This window comes from Candidatus Amarobacter glycogenicus (assembly GCF_016704105.1).
Classification (GTDB): Bacteria; Chloroflexota; Dehalococcoidia; order Tepidiformales; family Tepidiformaceae; genus Amarobacter; species Amarobacter glycogenicus.
In genome coordinates this window covers 296621-323595 of record NZ_JADJAT010000020.1, presented here as the reverse complement: position 1 = coordinate 323595, position 26975 = coordinate 296621, and the positions used below count along the sequence as shown (strand labels likewise).

At 66.0% G+C, this 26975-nt stretch carries 32 protein-coding genes and 3 pseudogenes; 15 read left to right on the top strand and 20 right to left on the bottom strand.

Translation table 11 applies throughout. The annotated features are described in order from the left end of the window. Positions 1-16 precede the first annotated feature (16 nt). The 3 genes from IPG14_RS15970 to IPG14_RS15960 form a co-directional block, all read right to left on the bottom strand. Complete coding sequence (locus tag IPG14_RS15970) at positions 17-895, bottom strand: RNA polymerase sigma-70 factor (RefSeq protein WP_343387068.1); 879 nt, start codon at positions 893-895, stop codon at positions 17-19. Between the two features lie 9 nt (positions 896-904). After that, the gene (locus tag IPG14_RS15965; RefSeq protein ID WP_343392480.1) at positions 905-2215 is read right to left on the bottom strand and encodes an FAD-dependent oxidoreductase; all 1311 of its coding nucleotides are present in this window, start codon (positions 2213-2215) and stop codon (positions 905-907) included. A gap of 74 nt (positions 2216-2289) precedes the next feature. Continuing rightward, positions 2290-2613, bottom strand: coding sequence for a hypothetical protein (locus IPG14_RS15960; protein ID WP_343387070.1), 324 nt, complete (start codon positions 2611-2613; stop codon positions 2290-2292). Between the two features lie 129 nt (positions 2614-2742). Between IPG14_RS15960 and IPG14_RS15955 the strand changes: the two genes are divergently transcribed. From IPG14_RS15955 to IPG14_RS15930, 6 genes are all read left to right on the top strand, one after another. Then, on the top strand, positions 2743-3036 hold the full coding sequence (locus IPG14_RS15955) for an ATP-dependent Clp protease adaptor ClpS (protein WP_343387071.1): 294 nt from the start codon (positions 2743-2745) through the stop codon (positions 3034-3036). Positions 3037-3112: 76 nt separating this feature from the next. Beyond that, a complete protein-coding gene (locus IPG14_RS15950) occupies positions 3113-3655 on the top strand; it encodes a hypothetical protein (protein WP_343392479.1) in 543 nt (180 codons plus the stop codon). 12 nt (positions 3656-3667) lie between these two features. After that, a complete protein-coding gene (locus tag IPG14_RS15945) occupies positions 3668-4162 on the top strand; it encodes a hypothetical protein (RefSeq protein ID WP_343392478.1) in 495 nt (164 codons plus the stop codon). Positions 4163-4209: 47 nt separating this feature from the next. After that, positions 4210-4920, top strand: coding sequence for a DNA repair protein RadC (gene radC / locus IPG14_RS15940; protein WP_343392477.1), 711 nt, complete (start codon positions 4210-4212; stop codon positions 4918-4920). Between the two features lie 185 nt (positions 4921-5105). Beyond that, positions 5106-5267: a hypothetical protein gene (locus IPG14_RS15935; RefSeq protein WP_343387075.1), complete on the top strand. Its 162-nt coding sequence runs from the start codon at positions 5106-5108 to the stop codon at positions 5265-5267. After that, entirely contained in the window at positions 5264-5470 is a 207-nt protein-coding gene (locus IPG14_RS15930; protein ID WP_343387076.1) for a hypothetical protein, read from the top strand. Before IPG14_RS15935 ends, IPG14_RS15930 begins: the two co-directional genes overlap by 4 nt. 6 nt (positions 5471-5476) lie before the next feature. Here IPG14_RS15930 and IPG14_RS15925 read toward each other — a convergent pair whose 3' ends face one another. From IPG14_RS15925 to IPG14_RS15910, 4 genes and pseudogenes are all read right to left on the bottom strand, one after another. Beyond that, positions 5477-5815 (bottom strand): type II toxin-antitoxin system PemK/MazF family toxin, encoded by a 339-nt coding sequence (locus IPG14_RS15925; RefSeq protein ID WP_343392476.1) that lies wholly within the window; start codon positions 5813-5815, stop codon positions 5477-5479. Beyond that, complete coding sequence (locus IPG14_RS15920) at positions 5812-6123, bottom strand: ribbon-helix-helix domain-containing protein (protein ID WP_343387078.1); 312 nt, start codon at positions 6121-6123, stop codon at positions 5812-5814. The genes IPG14_RS15925 and IPG14_RS15920 overlap by 4 nt, the downstream gene beginning before the upstream one ends. 58 nt (positions 6124-6181) lie before the next feature. Continuing rightward, a pseudogene (locus IPG14_RS15915) lies at positions 6182-7125 on the bottom strand (LLM class flavin-dependent oxidoreductase). Further along, complete coding sequence (locus IPG14_RS15910; protein ID WP_343387080.1) at positions 7122-8018, bottom strand: enoyl-CoA hydratase-related protein; 897 nt, start codon at positions 8016-8018, stop codon at positions 7122-7124. Before IPG14_RS15910 ends, IPG14_RS15915 begins: the two are co-directional and overlap by 4 nt. A 125-nt stretch (positions 8019-8143) precedes the next feature. On the opposite strand from IPG14_RS15910, the gene IPG14_RS15905 reads away from it, so the two are divergent. The 4 genes from IPG14_RS15905 to IPG14_RS15890 all read left to right on the top strand — a co-directional run bounded on the left by IPG14_RS15905 (position 8144) and on the right by IPG14_RS15890 (position 9708). Then, positions 8144-8314, top strand: coding sequence for a hypothetical protein (locus IPG14_RS15905; protein ID WP_343387081.1), 171 nt, complete (start codon positions 8144-8146; stop codon positions 8312-8314). Positions 8315-8384: 70 nt separating this feature from the next. After that, a complete protein-coding gene (locus tag IPG14_RS15900; RefSeq protein ID WP_343392475.1) occupies positions 8385-8855 on the top strand; it encodes a hypothetical protein in 471 nt (156 codons plus the stop codon). 77 nt (positions 8856-8932) lie between these two features. Beyond that, on the top strand, positions 8933-9145 hold the full coding sequence (locus tag IPG14_RS15895) for a hypothetical protein (RefSeq protein WP_343392474.1): 213 nt from the start codon (positions 8933-8935) through the stop codon (positions 9143-9145). Further along, positions 9142-9708 (top strand): hypothetical protein, encoded by a 567-nt coding sequence (locus IPG14_RS15890; RefSeq protein ID WP_343392473.1) that lies wholly within the window; start codon positions 9142-9144, stop codon positions 9706-9708. Before IPG14_RS15895 ends, IPG14_RS15890 begins: the two co-directional genes overlap by 4 nt. On the opposite strand, the gene IPG14_RS15885 is transcribed toward IPG14_RS15890, so the two are convergent. Together IPG14_RS15885 and IPG14_RS15880 are read right to left on the bottom strand one after the other, a co-directional pair. Then, positions 9695-10321: an acetyltransferase gene (locus IPG14_RS15885; protein WP_343387084.1), complete on the bottom strand. Its 627-nt coding sequence runs from the start codon at positions 10319-10321 to the stop codon at positions 9695-9697. The genes IPG14_RS15890 and IPG14_RS15885 overlap by 14 nt on opposite strands. Beyond that, positions 10318-10614 (bottom strand): hypothetical protein, encoded by a 297-nt coding sequence (locus tag IPG14_RS15880; RefSeq protein ID WP_343387085.1) that lies wholly within the window; start codon positions 10612-10614, stop codon positions 10318-10320. The genes IPG14_RS15885 and IPG14_RS15880 overlap by 4 nt, the downstream gene beginning before the upstream one ends. A 56-nt stretch (positions 10615-10670) precedes the next feature. Between IPG14_RS15880 and IPG14_RS15875 the strand changes: the two genes are divergently transcribed. Next, positions 10671-11933 (top strand): GNAT family N-acetyltransferase, encoded by a 1263-nt coding sequence (locus tag IPG14_RS15875; protein ID WP_343389244.1) that lies wholly within the window; start codon positions 10671-10673, stop codon positions 11931-11933. Positions 11934-11972: 39 nt separating this feature from the next. On the opposite strand, the gene IPG14_RS15870 is transcribed toward IPG14_RS15875, so the two are convergent. After that, positions 11973-12176 carry a PIN domain-containing protein gene (locus IPG14_RS15870; protein ID WP_343392472.1) on the bottom strand — a complete coding sequence of 68 codons (204 nt, stop codon included), beginning with the start codon at positions 12174-12176 and terminating at the stop codon, positions 11973-11975. 210 nt (positions 12177-12386) lie between these two features. Next, positions 12387-12638 (bottom strand): DUF2191 domain-containing protein, encoded by a 252-nt coding sequence (locus tag IPG14_RS15865; RefSeq protein WP_343392471.1) that lies wholly within the window; start codon positions 12636-12638, stop codon positions 12387-12389. A 114-nt stretch (positions 12639-12752) separates the two neighbouring features. Between IPG14_RS15865 and IPG14_RS15860 the strand changes: the two genes are divergently transcribed. Next, on the top strand, positions 12753-13526 hold the full coding sequence (locus tag IPG14_RS15860) for an SDR family NAD(P)-dependent oxidoreductase (protein WP_343392470.1): 774 nt from the start codon (positions 12753-12755) through the stop codon (positions 13524-13526). Positions 13527-13608: 82 nt separating this feature from the next. After that, positions 13609-15636 (top strand): autotransporter-associated beta strand repeat-containing protein, encoded by a 2028-nt coding sequence (locus IPG14_RS15855; RefSeq protein ID WP_343392469.1) that lies wholly within the window; start codon positions 13609-13611, stop codon positions 15634-15636. Here IPG14_RS15855 and IPG14_RS15850 read toward each other — a convergent pair. Both IPG14_RS15850 and IPG14_RS15845 read right to left on the bottom strand, forming a co-directional pair. Beyond that, on the bottom strand, positions 15633-17276 hold the full coding sequence (locus IPG14_RS15850; RefSeq protein WP_343392468.1) for a hypothetical protein: 1644 nt from the start codon (positions 17274-17276) through the stop codon (positions 15633-15635). The genes IPG14_RS15855 and IPG14_RS15850 overlap by 4 nt on opposite strands. Before the next feature lie 121 nt (positions 17277-17397). Continuing rightward, positions 17398-18132, bottom strand: a complete 735-nt coding sequence (locus tag IPG14_RS15845) for an MFS transporter (protein ID WP_343392467.1) — start codon at positions 18130-18132, stop codon at positions 17398-17400. Between the two features lie 95 nt (positions 18133-18227). Between IPG14_RS15845 and IPG14_RS15840 the strand changes: the two genes are divergently transcribed. Both IPG14_RS15840 and IPG14_RS15835 read left to right on the top strand, forming a co-directional pair. Continuing rightward, positions 18228-18509, top strand: coding sequence for a hypothetical protein (locus IPG14_RS15840; protein ID WP_343392466.1), 282 nt, complete (start codon positions 18228-18230; stop codon positions 18507-18509). A 194-nt stretch (positions 18510-18703) separates the two neighbouring features. Beyond that, complete coding sequence (locus IPG14_RS15835; RefSeq protein ID WP_343392465.1) at positions 18704-19444, top strand: GGDEF domain-containing protein; 741 nt, start codon at positions 18704-18706, stop codon at positions 19442-19444. 75 nt (positions 19445-19519) lie between these two features. Here IPG14_RS15835 and IPG14_RS15830 read toward each other — a convergent pair whose 3' ends face one another. The 7 genes and pseudogenes from IPG14_RS15830 to IPG14_RS15800 all read right to left on the bottom strand — a co-directional run bounded on the left by IPG14_RS15830 (position 19520) and on the right by IPG14_RS15800 (position 26728). Continuing rightward, on the bottom strand, positions 19520-20668 hold the full coding sequence (locus IPG14_RS15830) for a Fic family protein (protein WP_343387093.1): 1149 nt from the start codon (positions 20666-20668) through the stop codon (positions 19520-19522). A 92-nt stretch (positions 20669-20760) separates the two neighbouring features. Next, positions 20761-21381, bottom strand: a complete 621-nt coding sequence (locus tag IPG14_RS15825) for a class I SAM-dependent methyltransferase (RefSeq protein WP_343392464.1) — start codon at positions 21379-21381, stop codon at positions 20761-20763. Between the two features lie 143 nt (positions 21382-21524). Next, complete coding sequence (locus IPG14_RS15820; RefSeq protein ID WP_343392463.1) at positions 21525-22187, bottom strand: response regulator transcription factor; 663 nt, start codon at positions 22185-22187, stop codon at positions 21525-21527. A gap of 185 nt (positions 22188-22372) precedes the next feature. Continuing rightward, the gene (locus IPG14_RS15815; protein WP_343392462.1) at positions 22373-22924 is read right to left on the bottom strand and encodes an MFS transporter; all 552 of its coding nucleotides are present in this window, start codon (positions 22922-22924) and stop codon (positions 22373-22375) included. 316 nt (positions 22925-23240) lie between these two features. Next, positions 23241-23633 (bottom strand): annotated as a pseudogene (locus IPG14_RS15810) (MFS transporter); the annotation flags it as partial. Between the two features lie 170 nt (positions 23634-23803). Further along, positions 23804-24784 (bottom strand): annotated as a pseudogene (tsaD, locus tag IPG14_RS15805) (tRNA (adenosine(37)-N6)-threonylcarbamoyltransferase complex transferase subunit TsaD). 177 nt (positions 24785-24961) lie between these two features. Continuing rightward, positions 24962-26728, bottom strand: a complete 1767-nt coding sequence (locus IPG14_RS15800; RefSeq protein ID WP_343392461.1) for an ABC transporter substrate-binding protein — start codon at positions 26726-26728, stop codon at positions 24962-24964. Between the last annotated feature and the right edge of the window lie 247 nt (positions 26729-26975).

Genomic DNA, 26975 nt, shown 5'->3' with positions numbered 1-26975 from the left:
CTCTCGGCGGCTGGTATCACGGGATGTGCAAGAGCTTGTCGGGGTTGCGGACTGCGTAAACCGTCTCGACCCGGCCGTCGACGACTTCGAGGAAGAGGACGCTGTGGACCCCGCTGTTCCGGCGCTTCAAGAGGACACCCGGAGAGCCATTCACGTCGACCAACTCGATCGAGGCGGGCGGGTCCTTCCGCGTGACGCCGAGGGTGAACCGCGCTACACGGTCCGCACCGAAGATCGGGTTGATGGCCGAGCTCGTTTTCCCGCCTCCATCCGAGTAGGCGACGACATCGGCGGAGAGGATTTCGAGCAGCCCTGCCATGTTCCCCTCGTTCGCCGCGGCGAGAAACCGGATGGTTAGATCGCGCCGCTGAAGGTAGCCGGCTGGGTGACGATGCTGGCGTTCGGCGAGCCGCTGGCGGGCGCGGTGGAAGACCTGGCGGCAGGCCGCTTCGGACTTCATCACGATGGGCGCGATCTCGGCGTAGTCGTAGTCAAACACTTCGCGGAGGAGAAAGACCGCGCGTTCGACCGGACCAAGCTCTTCGAGCATGACGAGAAAGGCGTAGCTGACGGAATCGGCCGAGGCGACGGCTTCTTCGGGCGAGGGAGCCTCGCCGGCGCGACGGATGAGCGGTTCGGGCAGCCACTGCCCGATGTACTGTTCCCGCTGGACCCGCGCCGATTTCAGAACGTCGAGACAGATGCGGGTGACGACGGTGACGAGGTAGGCGCGCGAATTGGCGATGGCGGCCTCGGCCGAGCGGTAGCGGAGGTAGGACTCCTGGACCGCATCTTCGGCCTCGCCGATCGTGCCGAGCATGCGATAGGCGACGCCGAAGAGCAGGGTTCGGTGAGCTTCGAAGGTAGTGTCGGCGGCGCTGATCGCGGCGGTCACGCAGACATCCTACGAGACCGCGGCAACGGCCCGGACGGGCGTCCCGGTGAACGAGGCTGAGATCGCCCCCGCGGCCCGGCGGGCGCTGCCAAGGACGGCATCGGCGAGCCATCCGTCCTGCCCGACCCAATCGCCAGCAACGAAGAGGCCGGCGGCACCCGGGACGGCGGGCGCGGGCCTCCCCGCGATACCGCCGTTCGCTGCGAGGGGAAGGGCAGAGTGGACAACCATGTTCGGAAGGAACTGGCGGTGTTCTTCGAACTTGCGCCAGCCCGGCTGGACGAGATCGAGGAATGCTTCGAGTTCGGCCAGATCGCGCGACGGGTCGGGCGAGGCGCCGGCAGGGAGGTACTTCGCGACGGAAGCGAGTACGCGGCCTTCGGGGGCGAGCTTCGCCCACAGCGAGTGCACCGAGAAGTAGAAGGGCGTATCGATGCCAAGGCCGAACTTCCGGCGCGGATTGGGCAACCTGGTTAGACCGATATCGAGGCAGGCGGCGCGAGCGGGCACGGCCTGTTCGGCAAGCGCGGCGAGCGACCGGTGCTGGCCGGCGAGGTCGCGCGCGGCTTCAGGTGGGACGGCGAGGACTACGGCATCGGCGGCAACGGTCTCGCCTCCGGCGAGGCGGAGGCCGGTCGCGCGCTCCGCGGCATAGGTGACTCCTTCCACACGGCAACCGCGGAGCACTTCCGCGCCGGCGGCCAGCGCGCACGCTTCGATGCCGTCGACGAGGGACTGCCAGCCCCCATCGACGTAGAGCACAGGGCCGGAGCTACCGTTCAGCTGGCGCGCGGCATCGCCGACCAGGGTGACGTCCGGCGCATCGGCGTAGGTGGAGAGACGGATGAGCGCGGCGACGTAGTCACGGGCGGCCGGCTCCGCGAAGCCGGCATCGAGCCACTGGCGGACGGTGCGGTGGTCGGAGGGATCGACACGGCGCAGCGCGAGGAGCTGGCGGCCGGCTTCGAGGCGGGCACGGACGCCGAAGAGGCGGGTCGTCAGCATCGATTTCGCGGAGGTGGGGAGGGTGTATGCCCGGCCGTTACGGACAGCCACGCCGGACAAGTCGGGCGACCTGCCGGTGTAACTTACGTCGAGTTCGGCAAGGACCTGGGCGGCGGCGCCCCCGAGATAAAGCGCGTGTGGGCCACGGTTGTGGAAGTACCCGTGATGTTCGGAGGTTGCCGCACGGCCACCGAGCTCGTGACTGCGTTCGAAGAGCGTCACGCGGTTCCCTGAACGTGCGAGGAGCGCCGCGGTGGCGAGGCCAGCAAGGCCGCCTCCGGCGATTGCGATGTGCCTGGGGGAGTCGTTGGTCACGTGAGGTACCCTCTCTGCTTCGACCCGGTGGGGGATTCAGAGAGAAGACGAACGAGGAGCCGGAGTTGTGACAGCTACTCGGCGACTGCGGCCTTGCGAAGAAACTCCTCGTTGTACCAGACAGCGGCGAGGATCCGTTCCCAGGACCAGCCGGCCTGGAGGAGGCGTTCGGTGAGCATCAACTGTGTGCTGGTTTCGTTCGCGACGGTCGCCATGAGGTCGGAGAGGAGGCCACCGGCCTCTGCGCCGAGGATGTCGTCCAGCTGAACTTCGCGCTTCTGGGCGATGGCACGGTAGGCGAGGGCGCCTATGGCCATCCGCCGCGTCACCGAATCAGTCGGGAGGGCGTAAGGGTCGTTGGTGCGCGTGCCGTTGCTCTCGTGCATGGCAACCTGCATGGTGTCCCCGGCAAGGGGGCATGTCTCTCGGGGAAATCCCGCAAGAAATTGTGGCGCGCGAAGGTTAACCGATCGCGGCGAATGCCGCTCGGACTTCGAAAGCGGGAGCGGGGGCGTTACATTTGAGGCATGAGCCAGGCCCCCACGCTCCCGGAGACGGTGTTGGATGAAGAGACGCTGCTGCGGCTGCTGCCGCCCTATCGCGTCATCCTCCACAACGACGACGAGAACTCGATGGACCATGTGGTTTTGAGTCTGATGCGCTGCGTGCCATCGCTGGGGTTCGAAGAGGCGGCTGAGATCATGTTCACGGCCCATCACCATGGCCAGGCAAGCGTCATCGAATGCCCGAAGGAGGCCGCCGAGCACTACCGCGACGGCCTGGAATCTTGCGGCCTGACGGCGACTATCGAGCCGGCGTGACGGGAGGGACGGCGGCGCCTGGGCCTCGCCGTGTTGTCTTTCGCCTTCCGTTGTTCGGCGTACCCTTTGAACGACGATGGCAGACGATCAGGTCCCGAACTGTCACTACTGCGACAACCCGGCGGAAGCCGAGTGCCCAACTTGCGGGCGGCTGTATTGCAGCGAACACGGCGAGGATGTGTGCCTGCGCTGCATGGCGCCGGAATCCGCCGCACCGAGCGCGGCGGTCTACCGTGGTTCCGTACTGGCCCTGGTGATCGCGACGCTGGTGGTGGTCTTCCTCCTGGTGCGTCCGCCGGAGACGAAGAGCAGGACGAACCTCCTGCGAGACCTGCCGACCAGCACGGCGGCGGTCGCTTCGACCGCGACGCCGACGCGGACAGGCGCCACAACCGAGGCGACGCCGCGGCAGGGGGACGCAGGTGCCGACGACGCCGACGCCCACCGCCCCGGTTTCCACCGCATCGGCAGTGGCGAGCCCAACCGCGGCGGGGAAGACGTACACCATGAAGTCAGGAGACACGCTCTCGGTGGTGGCGGCCTCGTACGGAGTCTCGGTGGCGGATATCGTGGCGGCGAACCCGGGGCTGAACCCGGATACCATCGCCGTCGGCACTGAGATCCGCATCCCATGAACTGGCAAGACGACCCCGTACTGGCACGAGAGCGCTACCACGCGGGAGTCCGAGGGCGGTTGCTGCGCTCAACGCTGACCTGGGGCCCGCCGTTCGTCCTCTGCCTCGGGGCGCTACTGTTCTTCGGGTTCGACCGAGCAGTGCAGGGTGGGGACCACGGCGGCACCTGGTTCCTGGTTATCGTGCTCGCGATCCTGACGACGCTCTTCGGCTTCCAGGCGATCGGGTCGTTCCGTGATTACGTTGGAGAACCAGTCGTGGCGCGGGGGCGGGTGACCCGGCGGTGGGCGCGGAGCGATTCGTTCGTCCTCAAGACGCACTACATCCGGCTGGAGAAGCAGATCCTGCGGGGCGACCAAGTCATCCTCGACGGCATCAAGGAAGACGACTACGTCGAGGCGACCTACTACCCGAAGAGCGCAGTCCTGGTATGGGTGGAGAAGACCGACGCGCCGAAGGGCGATGCGGGTGGAGACGCCTCGACGGGGTGACAACCGCGTCGCGGCATTCTGGCGATTAGCCTCTACAATTCGGCGCGATGTCCGAACCGGGATCCCGAGCCTACCGTTCGATTCGCGATTGGGCGGGCGATGAGCGCCCGCGCGAGCGGCTGCTCGAACACGGCGCCGAAACCCTGAGCGATGCGGAGTTGCTCGCGATCATCCTGCGCTCGGGGCTGGCGGGAGAGAACGTTGTCGACATGGCCCGCGGGCTGATCGATAACTTCGGGGGCATGGATGGCCTGCTGAGGGCCGGCCCGAAGGCGCTGCAGCGGGCGAAGGGGCTGGGGCCTGCGAAGGCAGCGCAGGTTGCAGCCGCGATAGAACTCGGAAAGCGGGCGCAGGCCTTGAGCCCCGCCGAACGCCCCGACCTGCGAACGCCCGAACGGGTGTATGCGCTCCTCGGCCCGAGGCTCATGGGCGCGCGCAAAGAGGAGTTGTACTGCCTGGCGCTGGATACCCGCGGCCGCCTGCTCGGAGGGCTAAACGCGGTGGTGAGCGGCTCGGCGAACATGGTGGGCCTGCGCCCGGCGGAGGTCTTCCGCGAGGCGATCATCCTGGATGCGCCGTCGGTGGTCCTCGCGCACAACCACCCTTCGGGCGACCCGCGGCCAAGCCCGCAGGACATCTCCACAACGAAGGCGTTCATCGCCGCGGGGAAGATCCTCGACCTCGATGTCGAGGACCACGTCGTCATCGGGACGAACAGCTGGGTGAGTATGAAACGCGAGCGGATGGCGTTCAGCTAGGTTCGACCAGGCGGCGTGGCAGGGCCGTGTCTTCTGTGGAGGAGGAGCGGCCCTCGGGCAGGCCCGCAGACCGGTGAAGGCGATCAGGTCCGGCCACGCCAAACGCTGACGTACTGCCACGACGCACTGCTTGCTTCGCTCGCCGGGAGGGATGGTGACCTCACGACGTTTGGAGGTAGTGAGAAATGGCAGTCATTCCGCGCGCGGGCACGTCGCCGTCGCCTGCGTCCCTGCTCGCAGCGAGGACGTTGTTGCGGGCGGCCATTGGCCTTCTCGGGCTGGGGCTGACCGGACTTGGGAAGCGGGCGGCGATCGACCGCCAGAGCGGAAAGGTCCGTGCCTTATGAGCGAGGAAGTGCCGGTCGGCCGGCTCGTATCGATCATCGTGAGCGTGCTGGCGGCGGCGTTGTTGTTATCGCTGGCCGGTCTCGTTGTGCTCGGGGCGCTGGAGGGAAATGCGGAGGTGGCGACGACCCTGACACATGTCATCGAAACGTTGCTCGGGGTGTTCGTGGGTATAGCGGCGGGCAGGCTGGCAAGCGACGAATGACGGTGGTCAGTCGAGGGCGAGGGCGATGCGGAGGGCCTCGTCGACTTCAGCCATCGCGGCAGGATCAAGGGTGCCCCAACGCTCAACCAAACGGGACTTCGCCATGACGCGAACATGTTCCGCCCTCGCGACAGACTCGCTGCGAAGCCCGCCGCTTCCCGCTGGGACCGCGACATGGGTCGGCAGCGGCCGGGGTAACACGGTCCGAGTGAAAGGAACGGCGATCACGTGTTCGCGGGAGGCATTTAGCGAGTTCCGGGAGACGATTACGACGGGGCGGACTCCACCCTGCTCCGAACCCTCAACCGGGTCGTGCCGCGCGAGGTAGACGTCTCCCCGGTTCACCTGGTCCGGCCCCGATCCAGGTCACCCAGCAATTCCCAGGACTCACGGTCCGATGACTCAAACTCCATGGCCAACTCGTTGTCCGAATCGGCGAATACGGGATCGGTGGCCGCGGCGAGAATCTGGGCATCGATCCCGGCGCGGCGAAGCCGCCGAAGCTCCTGGACGATTGCCTGGTTGATCAGCTCTGTGCGGCTTGTCGCCGCACCGGCAGCGACCTGGGAATCCAAAACAGCAACGAGATCCCCTGGAACGCTGATCGTAATCCGACGAAGCGGGCCTGAAGAAAGGTGCGGGGCGATGCTCATGCTGATGTCTCCAGCGACATCATATCAGACATCAAAGGAGACATCAGCGTCGTAACGGCTACTCCCGGGCGAGTTCCCCCAGCGTCTCCAGCGTGCGCTCCATGGCTCCGGTGTCGCCGGGCGGCAGGATGGGCATGGCGAGGAGTTCGCTGGCGCCGAATTCCGGCAGCGAGCGGAGACGGTCCTTCACTTTCGATGCAGAGCCGTGGATGACGAGGGCATCGACCATGCGGTCGCTGAGTTCCCCGTCTTTCGCTTCGGGGAAGCCAGCGTCCTGGAGCATCTGGGAGTAAAACGGGACGCGCGGGTAGAAGCCGATCTGCCGGCGAGCTCCTTCGCGGACGGCTGCCTCATCTTCGGAGACGACGACGGGGACATGGGCGACCAGTGGCGGGGCAGGGCGTCCCGCCCTGGCCGCGCCTTCCTTGAGCGCCGGGATGGCAACGTCGCGGAGGTAAGGCAGCGGGCAGTTCCAGGAGATCGCGCCATCGGCGAGTTCGCCCACGAGGCGGAAGCCGTTGATGCGCAGGGCCGAGGCCATGACCGTGACCCGGGTGGGGCCGGCGATCTGGGCACGGGCCGTGAGTCGTTTGCCTTCGAAGTTGACGGCGCCCGTTTCGAGGATGCCCCGGAGGATGGTCAGGTATTCGCGCAGGTGCTGGAGTGGGCGCTCGAACGGGATGCCCCAGGTGCCTTCGATCGCGGGTTTGTGGCTGGGGCCAACGCCGAGGCGCATCCGGCCGGGGGCGAGCGAATCGACCGCGAGCGCGCCCTGGGCCATGGCGAGCGGATGGCGGGGAAGGTCGGCACAATCGAGGTGCCGAACTTGATGGTCCTGGTGTGCTGGGCGGCCGCGCCGAAGATAGCGAACGGGTCTGGGGCGACACCGCCGACCGTGAGCCACGAGCACTGGATGCCGGCCTTTTCGGCGGCGATGATGGCGTCGACGGTCTTCTGGGCGGTGGAGGCGGTGGAGTGGACCCCGATGAGCAGGCCTTTCACCGCTTCAATCCCGGGGTGGGCTTGCGGTACATGCCTTCGCGCCAGTCGAGCGCGCCCTTGAGGCCGGTGCCGGCCTCGTTGCTCTCGCGCATCTTGTCCTGCCACGCGTAGCTGAAGCTGGTCATCTGGGCCATCGCATCCATATCGGTGGAACTGCGGACCGAGCTGTAGATGCCCATGTTCTCGTAGAAACGGTTCATATTGAGCTTGAGGATTGCGAGGTGATCGGCGGTGGCGTTCGCGAGGCGGTCGGCGAGGCCTATGGCGTGGGACTCCAGGTCTTCTTTCGGCCAGGCATAGTTGATCATGCCAATGCGTTCGGCTTCGGCGCCGCTGATGGAGTCGCCGGTGTAGTAGAGCTCCTTCGCCTTTCGCATGCCGATGACGAGGGGCCAGATGACACCAGTGCGGCTGGTGCCGAGCCCGCGGAGGCCAGGGTGGCCGAACTGGGCATCTTCGGCGGCAACCACAAGGTCTGCCATCATGGCGAGTTCGCAGCCCCCGGCGAGTGCGTAACCATGGACCTGGGCGATCGTGACCTTTGCCATGTTCCAGAAGTACATGTGGATGTCGGTGATCTGTTGCATGCCGGTGCGAGTGCCCATGAGGAGGCGCCGGCGCTGGTCATCGACGCCGCGGTAACGCCGGACAACGGCATCGGCGCCGCCGCGGGCAGGCGCGAGGTCGTACCCGGCACTGAAGGTGCGCCCGGCGCCGCGCACGATGATGACGCGGGCGGACTCATCGGCCTCGAGGTCGTGGAGGGCATCGCTGAACTCGAAGAGGAGTTCCTGCGAGAGGGAGTTCATCTTCTCCGGGCGGTTCAGGGTGACGCGCGCGACGCGGCCGTCAGTGCCGACTCGATCGATTTCTATGTGTTCGAAGGTGCTCATGGGCGGGATTATAGGGAGAGGGGGAAGGGAGTAGTTGCCAGCATTTCGGACTGACCGGCCAAGGGGGCAACGGTGTTCACCGACCTGGCACTCGCGGAGCAGGCGGAGCGGCCGATAGTCAGGGCGTGAACATTCCGCCTGTTTCGACGAGTCTGCCCGAAAGCATCCAGAGTCCCGGTGACGCGCTGGCGTTCATCGCCGTCAAGAAGGGGATGGATGCGCAAAAGGCGGCCGCAGTGGCGCTGCTTTCGCTGCTGGACCCCAACATCGGGACCCGCCTGAACGCTTCGGCATAGGCCAGCCCGATCGTCGAGCGGCTCCAGCACCAGTGCGCGCAGGCACAGAAGACGGCACCATGCTGGACTGATGGAGAACACCGAGCCAATCGCCACTGGCTACGTCGCGCCGATCCACGGGCGCGGGGCGATGGGATTCCTCCTGGTCGGGTTGCTCGGTCTGCTGGTGATGGTGGCGGGCCTGCTCGCGCCGGACATGGCGCTCTTCATCGCGGGTGTGGCGACTGGGGCGCTTGCCGGGGCGGGATTCGCGCAGTACTGGCGCATGGCTTCGAAGTGGCCGCTTCTCCATGTCTATCCCAACCGGCTCGAATTTGTGCGCGGCCCGCAACGAGGCTCGGTGGCGTTCGAGGATGTTGTTGGTGTGCGGGCTCTGGAGTGGGGGAAGAGCCTCTTCCCGTACCAGAAGGCGATGCGCGTACTGGTATTGCAAACGGGGGTCTCCGAGTGGCAGATCGGCCAGGAGGTGGCGGAGCATGCGGCGGTCCAGGAGGCGGTGGGCCGGGCATTGGAGGCGTTCGTCGCGGAAGCGAGGCGCTGAAGGGGAGTCAGGCGAGCACTGCACCCTCGTTTCAAGGGTGTTTGTCAGCGGCCGGGCCGCCTGTCACGATGCCGGACATGGTAGTCGCCGTGCTCGTCCTCGGCCGTAGCGTCGTCTTCGGCCACGCGCTGGAGAGCGGCGACCAGGCCTGGCCGTACCACCTGCGAGACGAGTTGGAGCGCGAGCTGGGAGAGGAAGTGACGCTCGAAGTGCGGCGGCTCAACCCGGACGGGCGGGACCCCACCGAGTATCTCCGCAGGATGTTCGAGGAGGTTCGGCCGGATGGGTGAATATCCTGCCGAGCCCGTACGACTTTGCAACCGCCCGCGTGGAGAACCGGATCAACGAGCTGTTCGGCGTGCGCATCGGGAGAATGGCGCGATGGGTCGAGAAGCGGACCACCAGGCCATCGACGGCCGGCAGGGCGGGACTGATAAACCGCTGGTCGCGCAGGATCGCGCACAGGTTCATCGGTGCGCGGCCCGACCTGACACGAGAGCAGGTGGAGCGCACGTTCGAGGCGGTCTACCGGTTCCTGGCACAGCAGGAGGACGTCACAGTCGTGGTGCGCGCGTCGCCACGGCCTTCATCCCTGGTCCGTCAGCAGAACCCGAAGTACGTCCGCATCCTCGATGAGTTCAACGCGGAGTGGAAGCGGAAAAGCCTCGAGCGGCATTTCTTCTGGTCGCCCGCGGCGGAACAATCGGACGATGATTACCTGCGCGATGGCGTTCACACGACCGTGAGCGGGCAGCGGACACGGGCGCTCGTGCTGTTGCCGACGATGCTCGAGGCCATCCGGGAGCACCAGCGCACCAGAGAGCAGGGTTCGCCCGCGATCAGGACCTCTTGATCTCGCGCGCGGGGTTTCCGGCGACGGTGACGCCCTCCGGAACATCGTGGATCACCACCGAACCCGCGCCGACGACCGCGCCAGCGCCAATGTGACGCCCCGGCAAGACGACGGCGCCGGCGCCGATGAATGCGCTATCGCCGATGTGGACGCCGCCAGGGAGGATGACGCCGGGACTGACCTGGACGGCGGTGCCCAGCTGGCAATCGTGGTCGACCGAGCAGAGCGCATTCAGGAAGGTCAGATCACCAATGACCGCCTCGGGCGCGACCACGACGCCGGCGCCGAGGAAGACGCCCGGCCCGACACTGGCCCGGGGACTGACGACGGCCGCGGGGTGGATGGCCGAAGCGAGGCGGCCACCGCCGATGACGATCGCGGCGGCCAGCTCCGCGCGCTGGGTGGGGTTACCCATTGCCGGCATGAATTCGACGCCCGCGGCGAGCTTCGAGCGCCAGGAATCGAGGCCGCCGAGGAGCGGCACGCCCGCCGGGAGCGGTGGGTTGTCGTCATCGAAAGCCCCGGCGACAGTACGACCGGCGGCGATGAGGGCATCGATGACGTCCCGGCCCTGTCCACCGGGCCCGAGGATGACGTAAACGGGACTGGTCACTCCTTGGGGAAGGCCCAGGCGACCTCGCGGGGGGCGCCCCCAACGGTGACGGCGGTAGCGCCGACTTCGTATTCGGGCTCGCGCTTGCGGCTTGCCTTGCGTTCGGCGAGGTAGCTTTCGAGGGCCGAACGGGCGCCGGCGCCGACAAAGTGCACCTTGCCGCAACAGCAGTGCTCGTGCCCGGGCGAGCCATCGGCGGCGGGGAGAGCCGTCGGGACACACGGACAACCGCAGGTGTAGGTGACGCCATCGCCGTCATCGGTCGAGATCACGCGAAAATCGGGCGTTGCCATTAGGATTCCTCCACGAAGTGCCCACAGCTTAGTGGGAGCAAGGCGGAGGCGCAGCGATGGGCGTGCCGGGGTATGGGCTGCGGCCGGCGCGGAGAGAGGAATCCGAGGCGCTGTACGCGATCCACCGGGCGGCAATGGAGCGGTACGTGGCCGAGACATGGGGCGCCTGGGACGAGGTTTTCCAGCGTCGGTTCTGGGCGGAGTCGTCGCCACCGGGACGGCAGGCCATCCTGGTGGACGGCGAGCTCGCAGGCTTCCTGGACCTCGCGGAGCGGCCCGGGAGCATCTGGGTCGGGAACATCGAGATCCATCCCCGTTTCCAGGGTCTCGGCACCGGTTCGGCTATCCTGCGCGAAGTCCAACGCGATGCCTCGACCCGCGGGCTCGGAGCGACGCTCCAGGTACTGAAGGTGAACCCGGCGCGACGGCTTTACGAACGGCTCGGCTTTCGGGAGACGGGCCAGACCGATACGCACTACCAGATGGCATGGGAGGCCCCAATGCAGCAGACCGCTGAACGAACAGTCCTGGCGTTCCTCGATGGCGAGGACAGCCCGACGATCTCGAACCCGATCCACTCGACCGAGGTGGCCGGGCAATACGGCTTCCGGGCGGCGCTCGTCGGCGGCGTGACCGTCTACGGGTGGTTTACTCCGCCGCTGCTAGAAGTCTTCGGCGAACGCTGGCTCTCCGATGGCTGGGCCGATGTGCGTTTCCGGCGTCCCGTCTTCCCGGGCGACCTGATGACCGCGCGCGTGGCATGCGACGGTGGCGAGGCGGAGCTGAAGATGCTGAACCCCGAGGGCGCCGCGGCGATTGACGGGACGGCGGGGCTGGGCCGGGCGGCGTGGTTCACCGAACTCACGGAGACCAGGCGCCGCGCAGCCGAGCCGCGCCCCGAAACAGTCGAGATCCTCACCCTGGAGACGGCCCCGGAGATGACGGAACTGCGCCCCATGCCCGTCCCATTCTCGGTCGAGGATGCAGGCGCCTATGCCAGGCAAAAGCAGTTGGACGAGTCGTCCCGGTTCGCCGGGGCATCCTATCTCGTCCATCCAGGATGGATAGCAGCGCGGATGACCCCGCTGGTGAAGCACTCGTACACCTACGGCCCCGCTATCCACGTGCGCACCCAGGTGCAGCACCTCGCGCCCGCGAGGGCGGGCCAGACGTTCACAGTGGCAGGCACGTTCCTGCGGGCGTACGAGCAGAACGGCCACCACATGGCCGAAGTGGATGGCTCGCTCCTGGCGGAAGACGGGACGGAGTGCGCGCGGCTTCGGCACACCACGATCTTCCGGATCCGGCCCCCGAAGTAAGTGCCGGGAGCCCATCCGGACCGTGTTAGAGAGAGAGGTTCAGAGGGCAGGGATGAGCACTTTCAGCCCGGGGAAGCGCGCGAAACCGCGGTCGAAGGTAACGAAGGTGGCATCGTGTTCGATGGCGAAAGCCGCGAGGTAGGCCTCGGTAAGGTCCCCACCGGAGATGCCGGCAGAGTCGGCAATTCGCTGGAAGATGCGCCAGTGGGCCGGCCCTTCTCTCAGCGGCTCGAAGGCGGGCATCGACCGGATCGCGTCACAGACGGCGAACGCTGCCGCGGAGTCATCGCATTGCCGGTCAGGCGCGGATTCGTCACGATCCTCACGAAGCCAAAAAGCACGATGGAAGGGATTGCCAGGGCCACGCGCCCGTTGCCGGCGGCCTCCAGCCAGTTCAAGGAGGCTTCATGGTGCTGCGAAGCACGGTTCTCCGCGTTGAGGAGGATGTTCGTATCAGGGACGAGCATCGGGCCCTTCGAGGAACTCAACCATCTTCCCCATGCTCCATGACCAGTCGAATCCAGGGATAGGTTCGCCCTCGCGGGTCGGCATCCTCCAGGTCCGGTGGGCGGCTTTCGTCTCCCGCTCCAGGCATTCGTGCCTGAGCGCCCTCTGGATGTACTCCGTGAGGGTGATGCCCACGCGGATGGCGGCGATCTTCGCCTCCTTCAGGAGCTCGTCGTCGATGTTGAGCGTCGTGCGCATACAGGCAGATTAACATATCGATGCCTCGCGACGCGGGCCTCCGCGGTGGCGAATGGCGGACTCTGGTCCATCCGACCGTTAGGATCGCGGTACTTCGCTCAAGGGGTCCACACGATGTCTCATCTTTTCGATATCTCCGGCAAGGTTGCCGTCGTCACGGGGGGCTCGCGCGGGATCGGCCTGATGATCGCGCGGGGGTTCGTGGAGGCGGGCGCGAAGACGTACATCTCCTCGCGCAAGGCCGATGTCTGCAATGCCGTCGCTGAGGAGCTCTCCGGGTCCGGCCAGTGCATCTCGATCCCGGCCGACCTCGGAAGCGAAGCGGGTTGCCGCTACCTGGCCGATGAGGTCGCCAAGCGCGAGGAGCAGGTACACATCCTGGTGAACAACGCCGGCGCTACCTGGGGTGCGCCAATCGCCGAGTTCCCGGATGACGCGTTCGACAAGGTGATGAACTTAAACGTGAAGGGCATCTTCCACCTGACGCGCTTCCTCCTCCCCCAGCTGCAAAAGGCAGCGACCGAGGCCGATCCGGCGCGGGTGATCAATATCGGTTCGGTCGATGGTCTCCAGGCGCCGGCAATGGAGACCTATGCTTACTCCTCGAGCAAGGCAGCAGTGCACCAGTTGACGCGCCACCTCGCGCACAACCTGGCCAGTCGCAACATCATCGTGAACGCCATCGCCCCCGGCCCGTTTGAAAGCAAGATGATGCACGAGACGCTCCAGCGCTTCGGCGACAACATCCGGGCGACGAACCCGCGGAAACGCATCGGAGAGCCGGACGACATGGCAGGGACGGCAATCTCCCTCTCGTCGAAGGCGAGCGCCTACATCACCGGCGTCGTCATCCCGGTTGACGGGGGCCTCTCGACGCGGCACCAGTAGGCCTTCAGCGACGCCGGGCGGGTGCCGAAGTTCGAAGTTAATGGGTGCTTCCGGTATCCCGCGATTCTCTCCGCGCACAGCTGTGCTCGCAAGCCTCGCCGCGGCCATGGTGCTGTTCTCCACCTCCTCCGGCCAGCGGGCCGCAGCCGCCGGCCCGGTGACGCGTACGTGGGTGGGCACCGGCGCCAACAACAGCTGGACACTGGACGCCAACTGGAATCCTGGCGCGCCCCAGCCGGGCGACATCCTGGTGTTTCCGACCTTCGCACTGCGGAAGGCGAACAGCAACAACTACCCGGCGGGCACATCGTTCAAGGAGATCCGGTTCACCGGCAACGCCTATGCGCTAAGCGGCAACCGGGTCGTCGTCGCGGAGAGGGTTTCCAACGACAGCGCCGGCGGGACCAACACCCTCTCGCTCGTGCTCGATGGCACGGCGGCGCTTGAGAACAAGGCGGGCACCCTGAACCTGATGGCGGCGAACTCCCACAGCGGTACGACCCACGTTCAAGGGGGCACGGTGTACGCAGGGAACAGTTTCGCCTTCGGCGAAATCGGCGCCGACGTGGAGGCCATCGGCGGCGTAGTGTCCCTCGGGCCCGGCGTCTCCATCGCCAACCACCTGGTGATCGGCGCAGCGGGGGAAGCGCGGCTTCACGCGAGCGCCGACGCCCAGTGGGTGGGTACGATTGAGCTCGCGCTGAACACGAAGATCGACGTCGCGGAGGGCGCGACGCTGGGCCTCCCCAACACAATCTCCGGAGCGGGCCACGTCGCGAAGACAGGGCCCGGGACCGTGGTCTTGGGCGGCGCGAACACGCACACCAACTTCACCGACGTTTACGAGGGAACGCTCGCCGTGACGAATGCGGGCGCGCTCGGAGCGACGGCCAAGGGCACCTACGTCGATCCCGGGGCGACCCTGCAGATGGCAGGCGTGGCGATCCCGGCTGAGGAGGACGTGGGCATCGAAGGCAATGGGAGCGCCGGGAACGGGGCATTGCGGGTGAACGGCGGTACGGCAACGGTCGCCGGCCTCCTCATTGGAGACGACGGCGCGACGATCCGCGTGGACGCCGGCACATTGAATCTGCCCCAGGGCCTCCACCCGGATGGCACCGCCGATGTGCGGAAGACGGGAGCCGGGACGCTCCTGGTCGGCGGACAAAGCACCTTCAACGCCGCCCTGGCGATCGAGGGCGGGGAAGTCTCGCTTCGCGGCGACTTCGACGGCACGGCAGTCATTGACGGCGGCAAACTGACCGGGGACGGCAGCCCGTGGGCCATCCAGGGATCCGCGGGGATACTCCAACCCGGCGTCGACGGCGACGGGACCATGGATGTCCGCGAAGACCTTTTCCTGGGCGGCGCCATGGAACTGCGGCTGACCGTGGAAGACGACGTGATGTCGTCCGGGCTTCGCGTGGCGGGCACTGTCGAACTCGTCGATCCGAAACTCGTCCTTTCCGGCGCGGGATCGATCGCTACGGGGCAGGCGTTCACGCTCATCCAGAACGACGGCCCGATCCCAATCCAGGGCACCTTCGCTTCGCTCTCCGAGGGCGCCAGCGTCATCCGGGGAGGCAAGTCGTTCTCGGTCTCCTACGAAGGCGGCGACGAGCCGGGCAATGACGCCGTGCTGATCCGGTCGGGCGAGCCGATCAGCACCTCGGTCGGCTTCCTGGCGATCCCGAACAGCTACCCGAAGGGCGCGGAGTTCGCCGTCACCTTCTTCGCAAACAACCTTGGGCCGGGCGATGCCGAGGATGTGGAACTGAGGATCCCGGTCATCGGAGGATTCGTCGTCGCCGGATTCGAAGCGCCGGCCGGCTGGCAGTGCCTGGTGCCTGCCGACGGGACCGCCGGCGTCATCTCCTGCACGCGAGACACCTGGGCGCCCACCGGGCCAATCGCAGGTGCGGTCTTCAAAGTCACCTATGAAGTGACGGGAAGCCCGGGCGCGCAGTACCTGATCGACATCACGCTGACGCACGGCGGCGACGAATTGCTCGACGACGACAACACGAAGCGGCACGTGCTGACGGTGTCACAGGTTCCACGCCCGTTCGTGCTGCGGGGGGCCGTGGTGGCCCGCGATGGGCTGAACTAGCCTTCCGCGGCCTCGGCCGAATCGGCGGCGAGGCCGATGAGGAAGCGCCGGTAGGGCATGCCGCCCCCGGGGCCAACGGGCGTCGAAAGTGTGACGGCGTTGTTCGCGCTGAACGGGTCGCCAGTCTCGGCCGAGATACCTGCTGTCCCGCTGATTGGGCCAACGGCTCCGGAATCCACCTTAAAGGTGAGGGTGAAGGTCGCGGTGCTGCCGGTTGCGAACGAGGGCCCCATGCACCGGACGCTTACGGATGGCTTCGAACAGGCCCAGCCAGGCGGGCCACTGACCGATACAAACGTTGTGCCCACCGGCGTCCCCATGGAGAGGAGAAGGCCCGACGCCGCATCCGGGCCGTTGTTGGTGACGGTCGCGGCGTAGACGAGCTGGCCACCGGCGGCGACCGGCGAAGGCTGGGCGTCCATAGCAAGGACGAGGTCTGCGGAGACATGGCGGAGGACGGTGAGGGTGACGTCATTCCCATCGCCGCCCTTGTAACTGATTTGGAACACGAGCCCCCCGAGGTTGAACGTCTCGCCTTCTGGCAGTTCGAGGAACGTGCCCTGGACCGCTCCTGCTTCGTTGTTGATGATGCGGAAGACCTGTCCGAGCGCCGGGTTGAAGCCGAGCTCGACATCGAGGAGTGTGGCGGCCGGGTTCAGCGTGAGCCCTCCCGTGGCGAGCTGGCCGTATTCCGTCCCGACAGCCGGGCCATCCAGGTCAACCTTGAAGTAGCCGCCGGAATACATCGTGCCGCCGGCCACCGAAAGCACCCCGGGCGAGGCGCCCGAACCCGGCCAGATTGAACCGCCGTGGACCTCAACCGAGGAGACCATGCCAGTCCCACGCAGCAGCCCAAAGTGGCCAACATCGGCGAAGAGCTGAGCGTCGGTGTTCCATGTGAGGTTGCCCGCTTCGATACTGCCGGGCCCGGCGAAGAAGTCGCCCTCGACCTGGAGTTTGCCGCCACCGACCAGCGTGAAGCCCGCACCGGGAGTGCCCTGCGTGAGGAGGTCGACGATGAGTGTGCCGGCGAAGACGCCGATCGTGGTGGCATCCATGAGCCGGAGTTGGCCGAGAGCGCTCGTCCCGCCGAGCGATTGAAGCGCGCCGTCTCCATCGAGTCCGGCGCCAGCCACTTCGATGACTTCGGCCCCGAGGTCGACCCCGGGCGTCAGCTGGAGCGTGGCGCCATCGAGGACCTGGGTGAGGCCAACTGCTGAGCCAAGCGCCGTGTCGCTGCCGGCGGCGAGGACTCCACCAGTGACGACGACGTCACCGGTGAAGGCACTGTTCCCTGAGAGGATGAGCTTTCCCGTGCCAACCGTGACGCCCCGGCGCCACCGATATTCAGCGAGATCGCGTTGACTCCCCCGGGGAAGGTGCGCGAGGACGGACGTGAGATGGAGCGAGTTCCCGGCGATAGCGTAGCCGGAGCCATCGAACTGGATGGTCGTGAAGGCGGTGTTCGGGGCGAGGTCGTTGGTGTTGGTCTTCCGCGAGGCCGACGCGGGAAAGACGATGTCATCACCGGCGAGGGGGACACCGGTATCCCAGTTGGCGGCATCGGACCAGTTGTTCGAGCCACCCAGACCTGTCCAGGTCGTGGCGGCCGCATGGGCGATTCGGCCGTGCCCGGCCATGGCGGCAATCACCAGCGAAAAAAGCGACCAACCCGACCACCGCTCGCGCGCGCATCGTCCGCACCTCCCCACTTCCGTGGAACGCCATCCTACACAACCGCGGAAGGCACCCACGGAATCTTTATCCTGCCGATTCCTCCGAAGGACGCACGGAGCCGAACTGGCGCAAGAGGAGGATGTCGTAGAGGGCCTTCAGCCCTCCACCAGCGATGAGCGGCCAGCCAATCGTCGAAGCGCCGAGCATGGCGCCGGCGAGGAGTGGCGAAGCGGCGCTGGCCAGGCTCCGGGGGACGTTCGTCACGCTCGCGGCGGCCGCGCGTGCCTCGGGCGGGACGACCGCCATCACATAGGACTGGCGGGCGGGGACATCCATCTGTGAAAGCGCCATGCGAACTAGGAGGAAACCGATTGCCAGCGGCGCGGTCGGCATGAAGGCCGCGGCGATGAGGGCCGCGTTCGCGGGGAGGTGGGTGTAGACCATCGTCCGGACCAGTCCGATACGCCGGGCGAGGACGGGAGACACCAGCTGGGACCCGGCGCTCAACAACCCGGCGACAAAGAAGACCGTGCCGGCAGCTTCGACCGAGAGGTCGAACCGCTGGAAGAGCCAGAGTGCCAGGAGCGACTGGACGACGAAGCCGCCGCCGAACGAGTCGATGCTGAAGAGGGCTGCGAGGCGGAGGACGATGCCGCGAGACTCGCCGAGGCCCTGGACGGCCTGGGGCGGGCGCGGCGCGACCTTCAAGGGCAGGTACATGGCGAGGACGGCAAGCGAAGTAAGTGCGTAGAGCACGAAGACGGAGCGCTGGACATCTCCGAGCTCGGCCCCGAGGGCATCCGCGACCGGGCCCGGCAAGGCGGCGGTGAGGGCCCCGAGGGCCCCCGGCGAAGCTGCCGCCGAGGGTGTAGCGGGCGAAGAGCGAGGTCCGTTCGCGGGCGGAGACGCGCTCAGTGAGCAACGACTGCTCGACCGGGAGGAAGAGGCTGACATCGCCTGCGGAGGGGTTGAGCGTGCCGGCGAAGCCGACTGCCATGAGCGGCCAGAAGGCGGTAAAGGCAGAGAATCCCAGGCCCGTCATGGCCATCAGCCCGCTCCCCAGGATCAAGGTAGTCCGGGGGTTGATGCGGCCGCCACGGAGGCCGATCCAGAGCGTCAGTGCCGCGGAGCCGACCATGGTGGCCGTGACGATTGCGCCGATCTGGAGGGCGGAGAAGCCGAGACCGACGAGGTAGCTGGCGAGAGTGACGCTGACAAGCCCATCGGCGAAGCCGCGAATCGTCCGGGCGGCAACGAGGCGGCGAGCTTCGGAAGAGGCCGAGCGTGGGAACAGCATCGTGCAGGAGTGTACGCCAAGCGGCGCGGGCACCCGGAAGTCCCGCTGCGCACGGGCGATGGGACACCGATATCTACTGTAGGACGTAACGGCATGGAACGCCTTTCGGGCCCGGTTTTCGAGCATCCAGCGGTCGAGCGTGCGAGCCAGATTGCCCGCCTGATCGGCTTCGGATGCTGGCTGATCGGCCTGGTGATCTTCGCTGCCGCGTGCCTGTCCGGGGAGCCCGTGCTCTTTGCGGCCTTCGGCGCCTTTTACGTCTCCCTCGCGGGGATCGTCGGCGTGACGGCAACGGTGCCACGGAAGCGCCAGGCGGCACTCGACCGCGAATGGGGCCGCCGATTCCAGGAGCTGGCCATCCGGGACGAACTCACCGGCCTTCACAATCGACGTTACTTCAACTCAGAGCTCGAATCGCTGTTCCGGCGTTGCCAGTCCGATGGGGCGCCGCTCAGCATCGCGCTCGTCGACCTCAACGACTTCAAGAGCATCAACGACACGTTCGGGCATGCCGCCGGGGATGTGGCGCTGCGAGTCGCGGGCCGGGCGATCCTGGCGGCGGCGCCTGCGGATGCGACCGTGGCGCGGACCGGCGGAGACGAGTTCGCCATCCTCATGCCCGGCAAGTCACGAGACGAAGGCGAAGTGATCGCGAACGCGGTCCGGAAAGCCCTTGAGTCCGCGCGATTCATGGCGGACCTCACGCAGCAGCATGGGCAAATCCGGGCGACGGTCGGCATCGCCACGCTGGACGCTCACGCCGAGCCTTCTGCCTTGCTTCACCAGGCCGATGTCGCGCTGTACTCGCGGAAGCGTGCGGCGAAGGCAGCGTAGCCGGTTAGCGGCGCCGGGCGAGGACGAACTGGAAGAGGTAGGCCTTCTCGATGTGGCCGCCGTCGGCGGCGGTCGTCAGTCTTTGAACTGGTCCATCACGTCCAATCGAGCCCGAATCTTGCCGTCTGAGCGATCAATGAGATTGTGCGTCTCCAGAAACTCCATGTCGCGCGTGAGCGTCTTGTCGGATACGCCCAGGAACGCCTGTGAGTAGGGGTGGGTGCGGCGGCGGATCGCTGCGAAATCGATGACATCGCGGCCCAGCATTGTGAGGAACTTGGTGAGCCGAGTTCCTGCCGGCGTGCCTGACTTCCCAGTGGCATCGAGCTGTTCGCGGGCGTAGTCCCTGAAGGCAATGAGCGTTGCCTCGGCGAGGACCTCATCGAACGAAGCCCGAAGCTCATCCACCAGGCCCTCGGCGGCGAACGAGACAAACGACGTCAGGCCGCCGGCACCGAACCTGACGTCGTCCAAACGTTCGACATAGCTTGCCCTGTTGCGATAGTAGAAGTTGGCGAGTGAGTAGAATCCAAGCGCGTTCACTTTCGCCTGGTAGAGCAGAAAGCTCTCCAACGAACGCGCGGTGCGACCGTTGCCATCGCCGAATGGGTGGACGCTGATGAAGTAGAAGTGAGCCGCTATGGCGCGGGCGATCGGCGGCCAGTTGGACGCCGGCGGAGTGTTTAGCCATCGGACGAACAACCCCATGAGCCTGCGCACGTCTGAGGCCGACCGAGGCGGCACATAATCACCTGCCGTGACTGCGTGGCTCCGGTACTTACCCGGCTCGTTGTTCGGGTAGTCAATTCCCAGCGTGGTGAGCTCATGAATCCGGCAGATCATTGCCTCATCGAGGGGCCGATCCGGCTCGGCGCGGAGAGTCGCTGAGACGAATTCCAAGACCGACGCTGCGTTTCGCGCCTCCTGCTCCTCCCTGGCTCGCGCCATCGGTAAGACGCGTCCAGCGCTCGCAGAACCCAATATCTGGCCGACCTCTTCTTCTGAAAGCGTCGACCCTTCAATGCCGGTCGTTCCGTGTACTGCCCGAATGATGTTCAGGCGATTCAACCGCGCACGAACCGCCGGGGGCAGCGGGAGTCCGTGAATCGCCCTGGCGAGGGCCGTGGCCTCGATGAGGGCCCGATTCAGCACGGCATCCTGAAGATCGAGATCCAGGTCGAACGTTACTTCCCACTCCGGCATGTCTCCCACCTTGTCCGTCACAATGTCTCAATAAATCGTCAAGTACAAACTCACGTTCTGGGCATGTCTGGATTTTACGTCCGACTATGTGTCCGCCACAATGTCCGTTCGAACTACCGGCGCCGGGCCAGGATGAGCTGGAAGAGGTAGGCCTTCTCGATGTGGCCGCCATACTTGTTGTCAATCAGTTCGCGGATGCAGCGATAGAGGCCGTCGGCATTCTCCGGTTCGAGCGCGATGTGGCCTGAATAGGTCTGGAGCACGTCGAGGTAGGTCTCGGTGGTATAAGGGATTTCGACGACGTAGTCGCGAATGACGGGCGCCTCGAACGCGGGGTGGCTCTCGAGCCCGTAGCTCTTGGGTACAATGTCCGCCGCCGGTTCCAACCGGATTCCGGGTTCGGTGCCGGGCATCCAGCGTTCGTAACACTCCTGGGAATCGACGAAGAACTGGCCCGTTCCACCAGCTACGTGGTGCGTATCCCACACCCCCAGGAAGCCGCCGGGGCGGAGCGCCAGGGCGCATTTCTCCACGCGGACCGCCGGGTCGAGCCAGCTGAAAGCGGTCGCGCAGCAGACGAGGTCAAAAGAGGCGGCTTCGAGCGGGTAGTCCTCGAAGCGGCTGACTTCGACGCGGACATTCGGGAAGCCAGCCAGGTTACGACGAGCAACGGCGGCGAGGTTGGCCCCCATTTCCACCGCGGTGACTGCGTAGCCGCGTGCGGCGAGCGGCACGATGCCGTCTCCCGGCGGGTGCTATTTCGAGGACCCGCGAGCCGTTGGTAGGGCCCGCCAGCGCATGGAGGTCAGCGAACAGGGCGGCGGATAGCGCGGACGGGCGCGGTCGTAGAGTTCGGCGACAGTCTCGAAGGTCTCATTCAGCTGCATGCCGGGAATTGAAACGCGCGGCGGTCTGGGGAGTTACTCGACCGGGTCTTTTTCGCTTCGGCTACGAGCCGGTAGCCCACGTTCCGGACGGTCTCGATGAAGGCGTGGCCGTGGATCTCGATCTTCGCGCGGATGCGGCGGATGTGGACATCGACGGTGCGCGCGCCCCCGAAGTAGTCGTAGCCCCAGACCCGGTTGAGGAGCTGTTCGCGGGTGAAGACGCGGCCGGCGTTCATGGCGAGGAAGCGGAGCAGCTCGTACTCCTTGAACGTCATGACGAGCGCTTCGTTGCCGACGGCAACCCGGTAGTTGGAGAGGTCCAGGGTGAGCGCGCCACACCGGACGAAGTTCTCGCTATCAACCCCGTGTTTGCGCCAGAGAGCCCGTTCGATTCGGCGGCCGAGTTCTTCGGGCGCCGCGGGGAGGACAACGAAGTCATCGACGGGGAGATCGGCGCTGATGCGATCCATCTGCTCGGGGGCGAGGATGACAATGAGGATCACGCCGTTCTCGGCGTAGTTGGCACTCAGGATATTGAAGGCGGCAGCGGGGATATCGCGCAGGTCCAGCACTACGACGTCGGCGGTGGGGCCGAGCTCGTCGTTGGCGAGGCGTTCGGGGGCGATTGCAGGCGCGGAGAAGCCAGCGCTCAAGCTCCGGGCCAAGCCGGGCGACGTCCGGGTGGCGGGTAACCAGGAACACGGTTCGCAACGTGCTACCCCTACCCGAGCCAGTATAGCCGTGTGCTATTCCAGGATCTCCGGCGCGGGCATGAAATCCATGTGAAATCTGTCACGAAACGGGCTCGAAGCAATCCCCGGGGCGGGCGCGCTTGCGGCTAGCGACCGCCGGCTGGCGCTCCAGCCTCGGCTGACCTGCTCTCGATCGCGCGGACGCGGGCGCGGCGGTCTTCGACAACGGCTTCGGTCCGGCCGAAGAGCTGGAGGAGGACAACACTCACCACGACGCCGCAACCGAGGAGGACGAGCGTCTCCTGGATGCCGATGTGGTCGGCGAGGATGCCAATCGGGAGGGCCATGAGTCCAAAGAGGCTCCAACTGAGCATCGAAATGGATTGGACGCGCCCCTGGTAGGGGCCATCGGTGCTGGACATGGTGAGCGAGTTGTTCACGCCCTGGAAGCCGCTGGCGAGACCGCCGACGGCCGCCATGGCGAGGAGGCCGAACCAGAAGTTCGGTGCGAGGCCGAGGCCGATAAGGGAGCCGCCAAAGGCGAGGGCGAGGAGCGGCTGGGCGGCCCACATGCGCTTGTTTTCGGCGTATGCGGCCACGAAGAGGGTGGCGATGACTGCGCCGATGGCGCCGAACGACTGGAGAATGCCGAGTCCGCCGCCGCCAACGTGGAAGACCTCCTTCGCCACCGAGGGCAAGAACGACTGGTAGGGGAAGCCAAGCCATGATGACGGCGAACGAAGTGAGGATGAGGAGGGCGATCGACGGCCGGCTCTTCACGTAGCGCACGCCATCGGCGAGGATCGGCCATCAGGGAGACCTTGTTCTCGCGAGGTTTCAGGTAGCCGGGCGGCAGGCGGGAGCATGGTGATCGTCGCGAGGATGAAGCCGAGTGTGGTGACGAAATAGACGCCGGCCACGCCGACGAAGGCGATCCCGATGAAGGCGCCGGCGGGCGAAGGGCCAATGACCGGGTGCTGTTCATGCTCAACTGTTGGAGGACGACGGCGTTGCCTATCGCGTTCCTATCGACGAGGTCGCCGATGAAGGCCTGGCGGGCCGGCCCAATGAAGGCGAAGCCGGCGCCCTGGACCACCCGGCGACGATGCGCATCCAGAACTCGATCCGGTCGAGTTCGATCATGACGGCGATCCATACCGAGTTCGTCGCGATGATCAACTGGCAAATGAGGAGCATGTTGCGCTTCGGGAGGCGGTCGGCGAGGACGCAGCCCCAGAGGCCGAGGAAGAGCTGCGGGACGCCGAAGGCGATCATGACGCCGCCGAGGGCGGTGTTCCTCCCAGTCAGGTCATAGGCGAGGTAGCCGCGAGCGATGACCTGCATCTGCATGCCCAGGAAGGAGAAGAGGGTTCCGAGCCAGAGGAGCCGGTACTGCCGGTTTTCAAGCGCATAGAAGGTGCGGGTGAACCAACCGACCGTATCTTTACCCTCACGTCAAGGTGACGTCTGATTAGCCTAGCACACACTATCTTCCCGGGGCTCAGAGCCGGGCGAGCGGCACGGTCGTCGAGGCCAGGAGGGTAGCATCTCGCGTTAACAGACTCCCGCGTTTTGACCTAAACGCGGGCCCAGTTGTTCGTGGTGAAGATGTCCTCTTCCAGCGGGCTGCGCTCGCCCAGAGCGAGGCGGTGGCCCGCGACTGCGCCAATCATGGCGGCGTTGTCGGTGCAAAATTTCGGGGGCGGGATGCGCACCGGCACCGGGCAGCGGCGCTGGAGTTCTTCGCGGAGCCGGAGATTCGCGGCCACTCCACCGGCGACGAGCACGTTCCTGCGCCGAGTTCGCGCGCGAGCCGCGATGTCTTCCCGGCCAGAACGTCGACGACCGCCTCCTGGAACTCCCAGGCGAGGTCTTCGACGCGGTGCTGTTCTTCGCGTACGGCGTGGAGGGCGGCGGTCTTGAGTCCGCTGAAGCTGAAATCAAAGGTGCCGTGCATCCAGGCGCGAGGCAGATGGAGCTTCGTGGGGCGGCCTTCGAGTGCGGCGCGCGCAACCGGGGCCCCGGGAAGGCAGGCCGAGCAGCCGGCCGACCTTGTCGAACGCCTCGCCGGCTGCGTCATCGCGCGTCCCGCCGAGGCGTTCGTATTGGCCGTGGGAGCGCATGAACACCAGGTCGGTGTGCCCACCGGAGACCACCAGGCAGAGGGCCGGGAACTGGGGTTCGGGACCTTCGACGAGCCAGTTGGCATAGATGTGGCCCTCAAGGTGGTTGATGCCGATGAAGGGCAGGTCGCGGCCGAAGGCAATGGCCTTGGCGGCGTTGTAGCCCACGAGAAGGGAACCGGCGAGGCCCGGTCCCTTCGTCCCGGCTACGGCGTCGATTCCGTCGAGGGTGAGGGCGGCGGCGGCGAGGGCCTCCGTGATGACGGGGACGAGGTTGCGCAGGTGCTGGCGGCTGGCGACTTCCGGGACAACGCCGCCGTACTTCGCGTGGAGATCGACCTGGGAGGCGACGACGGAGGAGCGGGGCACGCGGCCGTCTTCGATGACGGCGGCGGCAGTTTCGTCGCAGGAGGATTCGATGGCGAGGACCTTCATCGGAATTCAGCGTAGCGGGGAGGCACGGGAGTGGCGAGACGAGCGGCATGGGGCCGGAGATGCAAAACGCCGCCGGGGGTCTCCGGCGGCGCTTTGCGAAAGTGCCCTGCGGCAGAAGGGCAGTCTCAGGCGGGCCTTCCCGACCAGGTCGGGTCCTTCTGGTCGAAGTAGAACTGATTACCGGTCTGGTGCGTGGTGACGAACGGCACCACCTCGGCCCGCTTCACGTAGTTCCAGGCCATGCTGGAGTTGACAGCCACCAGGGAGTAGTGAACGCCGGCGCCGTAGGCCTTCAATAGCTCGCGCTCGACTTCCTTGGCCGTTTCCTGACGCTTGGCGATGTCGAACTCGGCCATGCTCTGCGCCGTGAGCGTATCGACTTTGTCGATCTTCACGCCGAACTGTTGGAACTGTGGCTGTGAGGAGTTCCACTGGAGGTAGTTGAGGAGCGTCGGCTCCGGGTCGGAGATTTCCGTGATCCAGCCGTACCAGATGTTGTTCTTCCCGTTGCCGTACTCCTGCTTGACGAGCTTTCCGGTGATGGTGGAATAGGGCTCGATCTTCGCCGTGAAGGTGTTGCCGAGGACCTTCTTCAGCTGGTTGGTGATCAGCGCCGGAACCGCCGGAGTAGAGGCCCTCCCAGATGTCCGGGATGTCGACGATGATCTCGCCGAGGCCGGGGCCGCCGTTGGCGTCCCACATCTTTTTCGCTTCCGCCTCTTCCTTCGCCCGGTCTTCGAGGTAGCCTGGGAAGGTGATGAGTTCCTTCTCGGTGATGCCGAAAGCCGACTGTGTCGGAGGGATGTTTCCGGCCAGGGCGGCCTTGCCCTGGAGAAGCGAGTTCACGAGCGATCGCCGGTCGAAGGCGCGGAAGATGGCGCCGATCAAGTTCGGGTTGTTCCACGGTGCGGCACCACCGTAGTAGGTGCCCGCCTGCGGGTTGCCCGAGAACACCTTAGTCTCGGTGATCTTGCCCTGAAGTTCCTTATTCAGCGCTTCGATCACGGCATTCTGGGTCGGCGCAAAGATGTCGATCTGCTTCTGACGGAAGGCCGCCTCCTGGGCGGACTGGTCGGTGAAGAGCGGCAGCCAGTTGATGCCATCCAGGTTGACCTGCTCGTGGAACTTATCGTGCCGGACCCAGCTCGACTTGCCCTCTGCCGACCAATCTTTCAACACGAAGGCCCCGGTACCGATGACCAGATCGGCCTTCATGTTCGCGTAGTCCTTCTCGAATGCCTTGATGGCTTCGGGCGCCTGGACCTTGGAGTAGGAACCCGCGAGCGTCGTGAGGAAGAACGGGTCGGGCTTGGAGAAGGTCACCTTGGCTGTGAACTTGTCGACAGCCTCGACCTTATCGACGTTCTGGTACGCCGCCTTCCGGTAGAAGTTCGGGTCGTCCACGCCGTCAGAGGTCTTGCCGTTCTTGTTGCGCAGGATGAACTGGACGACATCGTCGGCGACGGCCTGGCGACCGTTTACGGGTGGCTTGTTATGCCAGTAGACGTTTTGCCGGATTTTGAACGTGGTCGTGTTCTTGTCGGGCTGCTCCCAGGTCTCGGCGATTCCGCCTTCGAGCTTGGAGTTGGTGAAGCTCTGCCACTGCGTGACACCGAGGTTGGTGTAGCCCATGAGCCACGCCACCGGTGAGAACCGGCTCCGGTCGACGTCGAACGTGTCGTAGGTGTTGTTCGCGCTGATGAAGTGGGCGGTGCCGCCCTTCTGCTTCGCTGCTGTCGTCGGCGAAGCGCCCGCGCTGGGCGAGGCGGCCGTGGTGCCGCCGCTCGGTGGCGAAGTGGGCTCCGCGTCGTCGTCGTCGTCATCATCGCCGCAGCCAACGAGGCCGAGTGCGCCGAGACCGATGCCGGCCGCGGCGGAACTCCCCAGGAGACGCCGGCGGCTGATGCGAGACTTGCGAAGCCAGTAGTTATCCAGGTCGGACATGAAATAGGTTCCCCCCTCGAAGGTCGTCCGTGGCGATGTCTATACCTGTGATAGACCGGACTGGCGCGCAGTATAAGCCCGGTATCGCAAATGGGAAGGTAGAGAATAACGTTCAGAAATGAATGCCGTTCGGTCTTCGAACGAGAGGGGATCCCGAATCTGTAGCGCGCCAGAGGGCGGCACTCACCGGGCACCTGGCTGACACGAATTGGTCAGCAAGCGGTAAAGCTCTGCCTCCGGGCTCCTG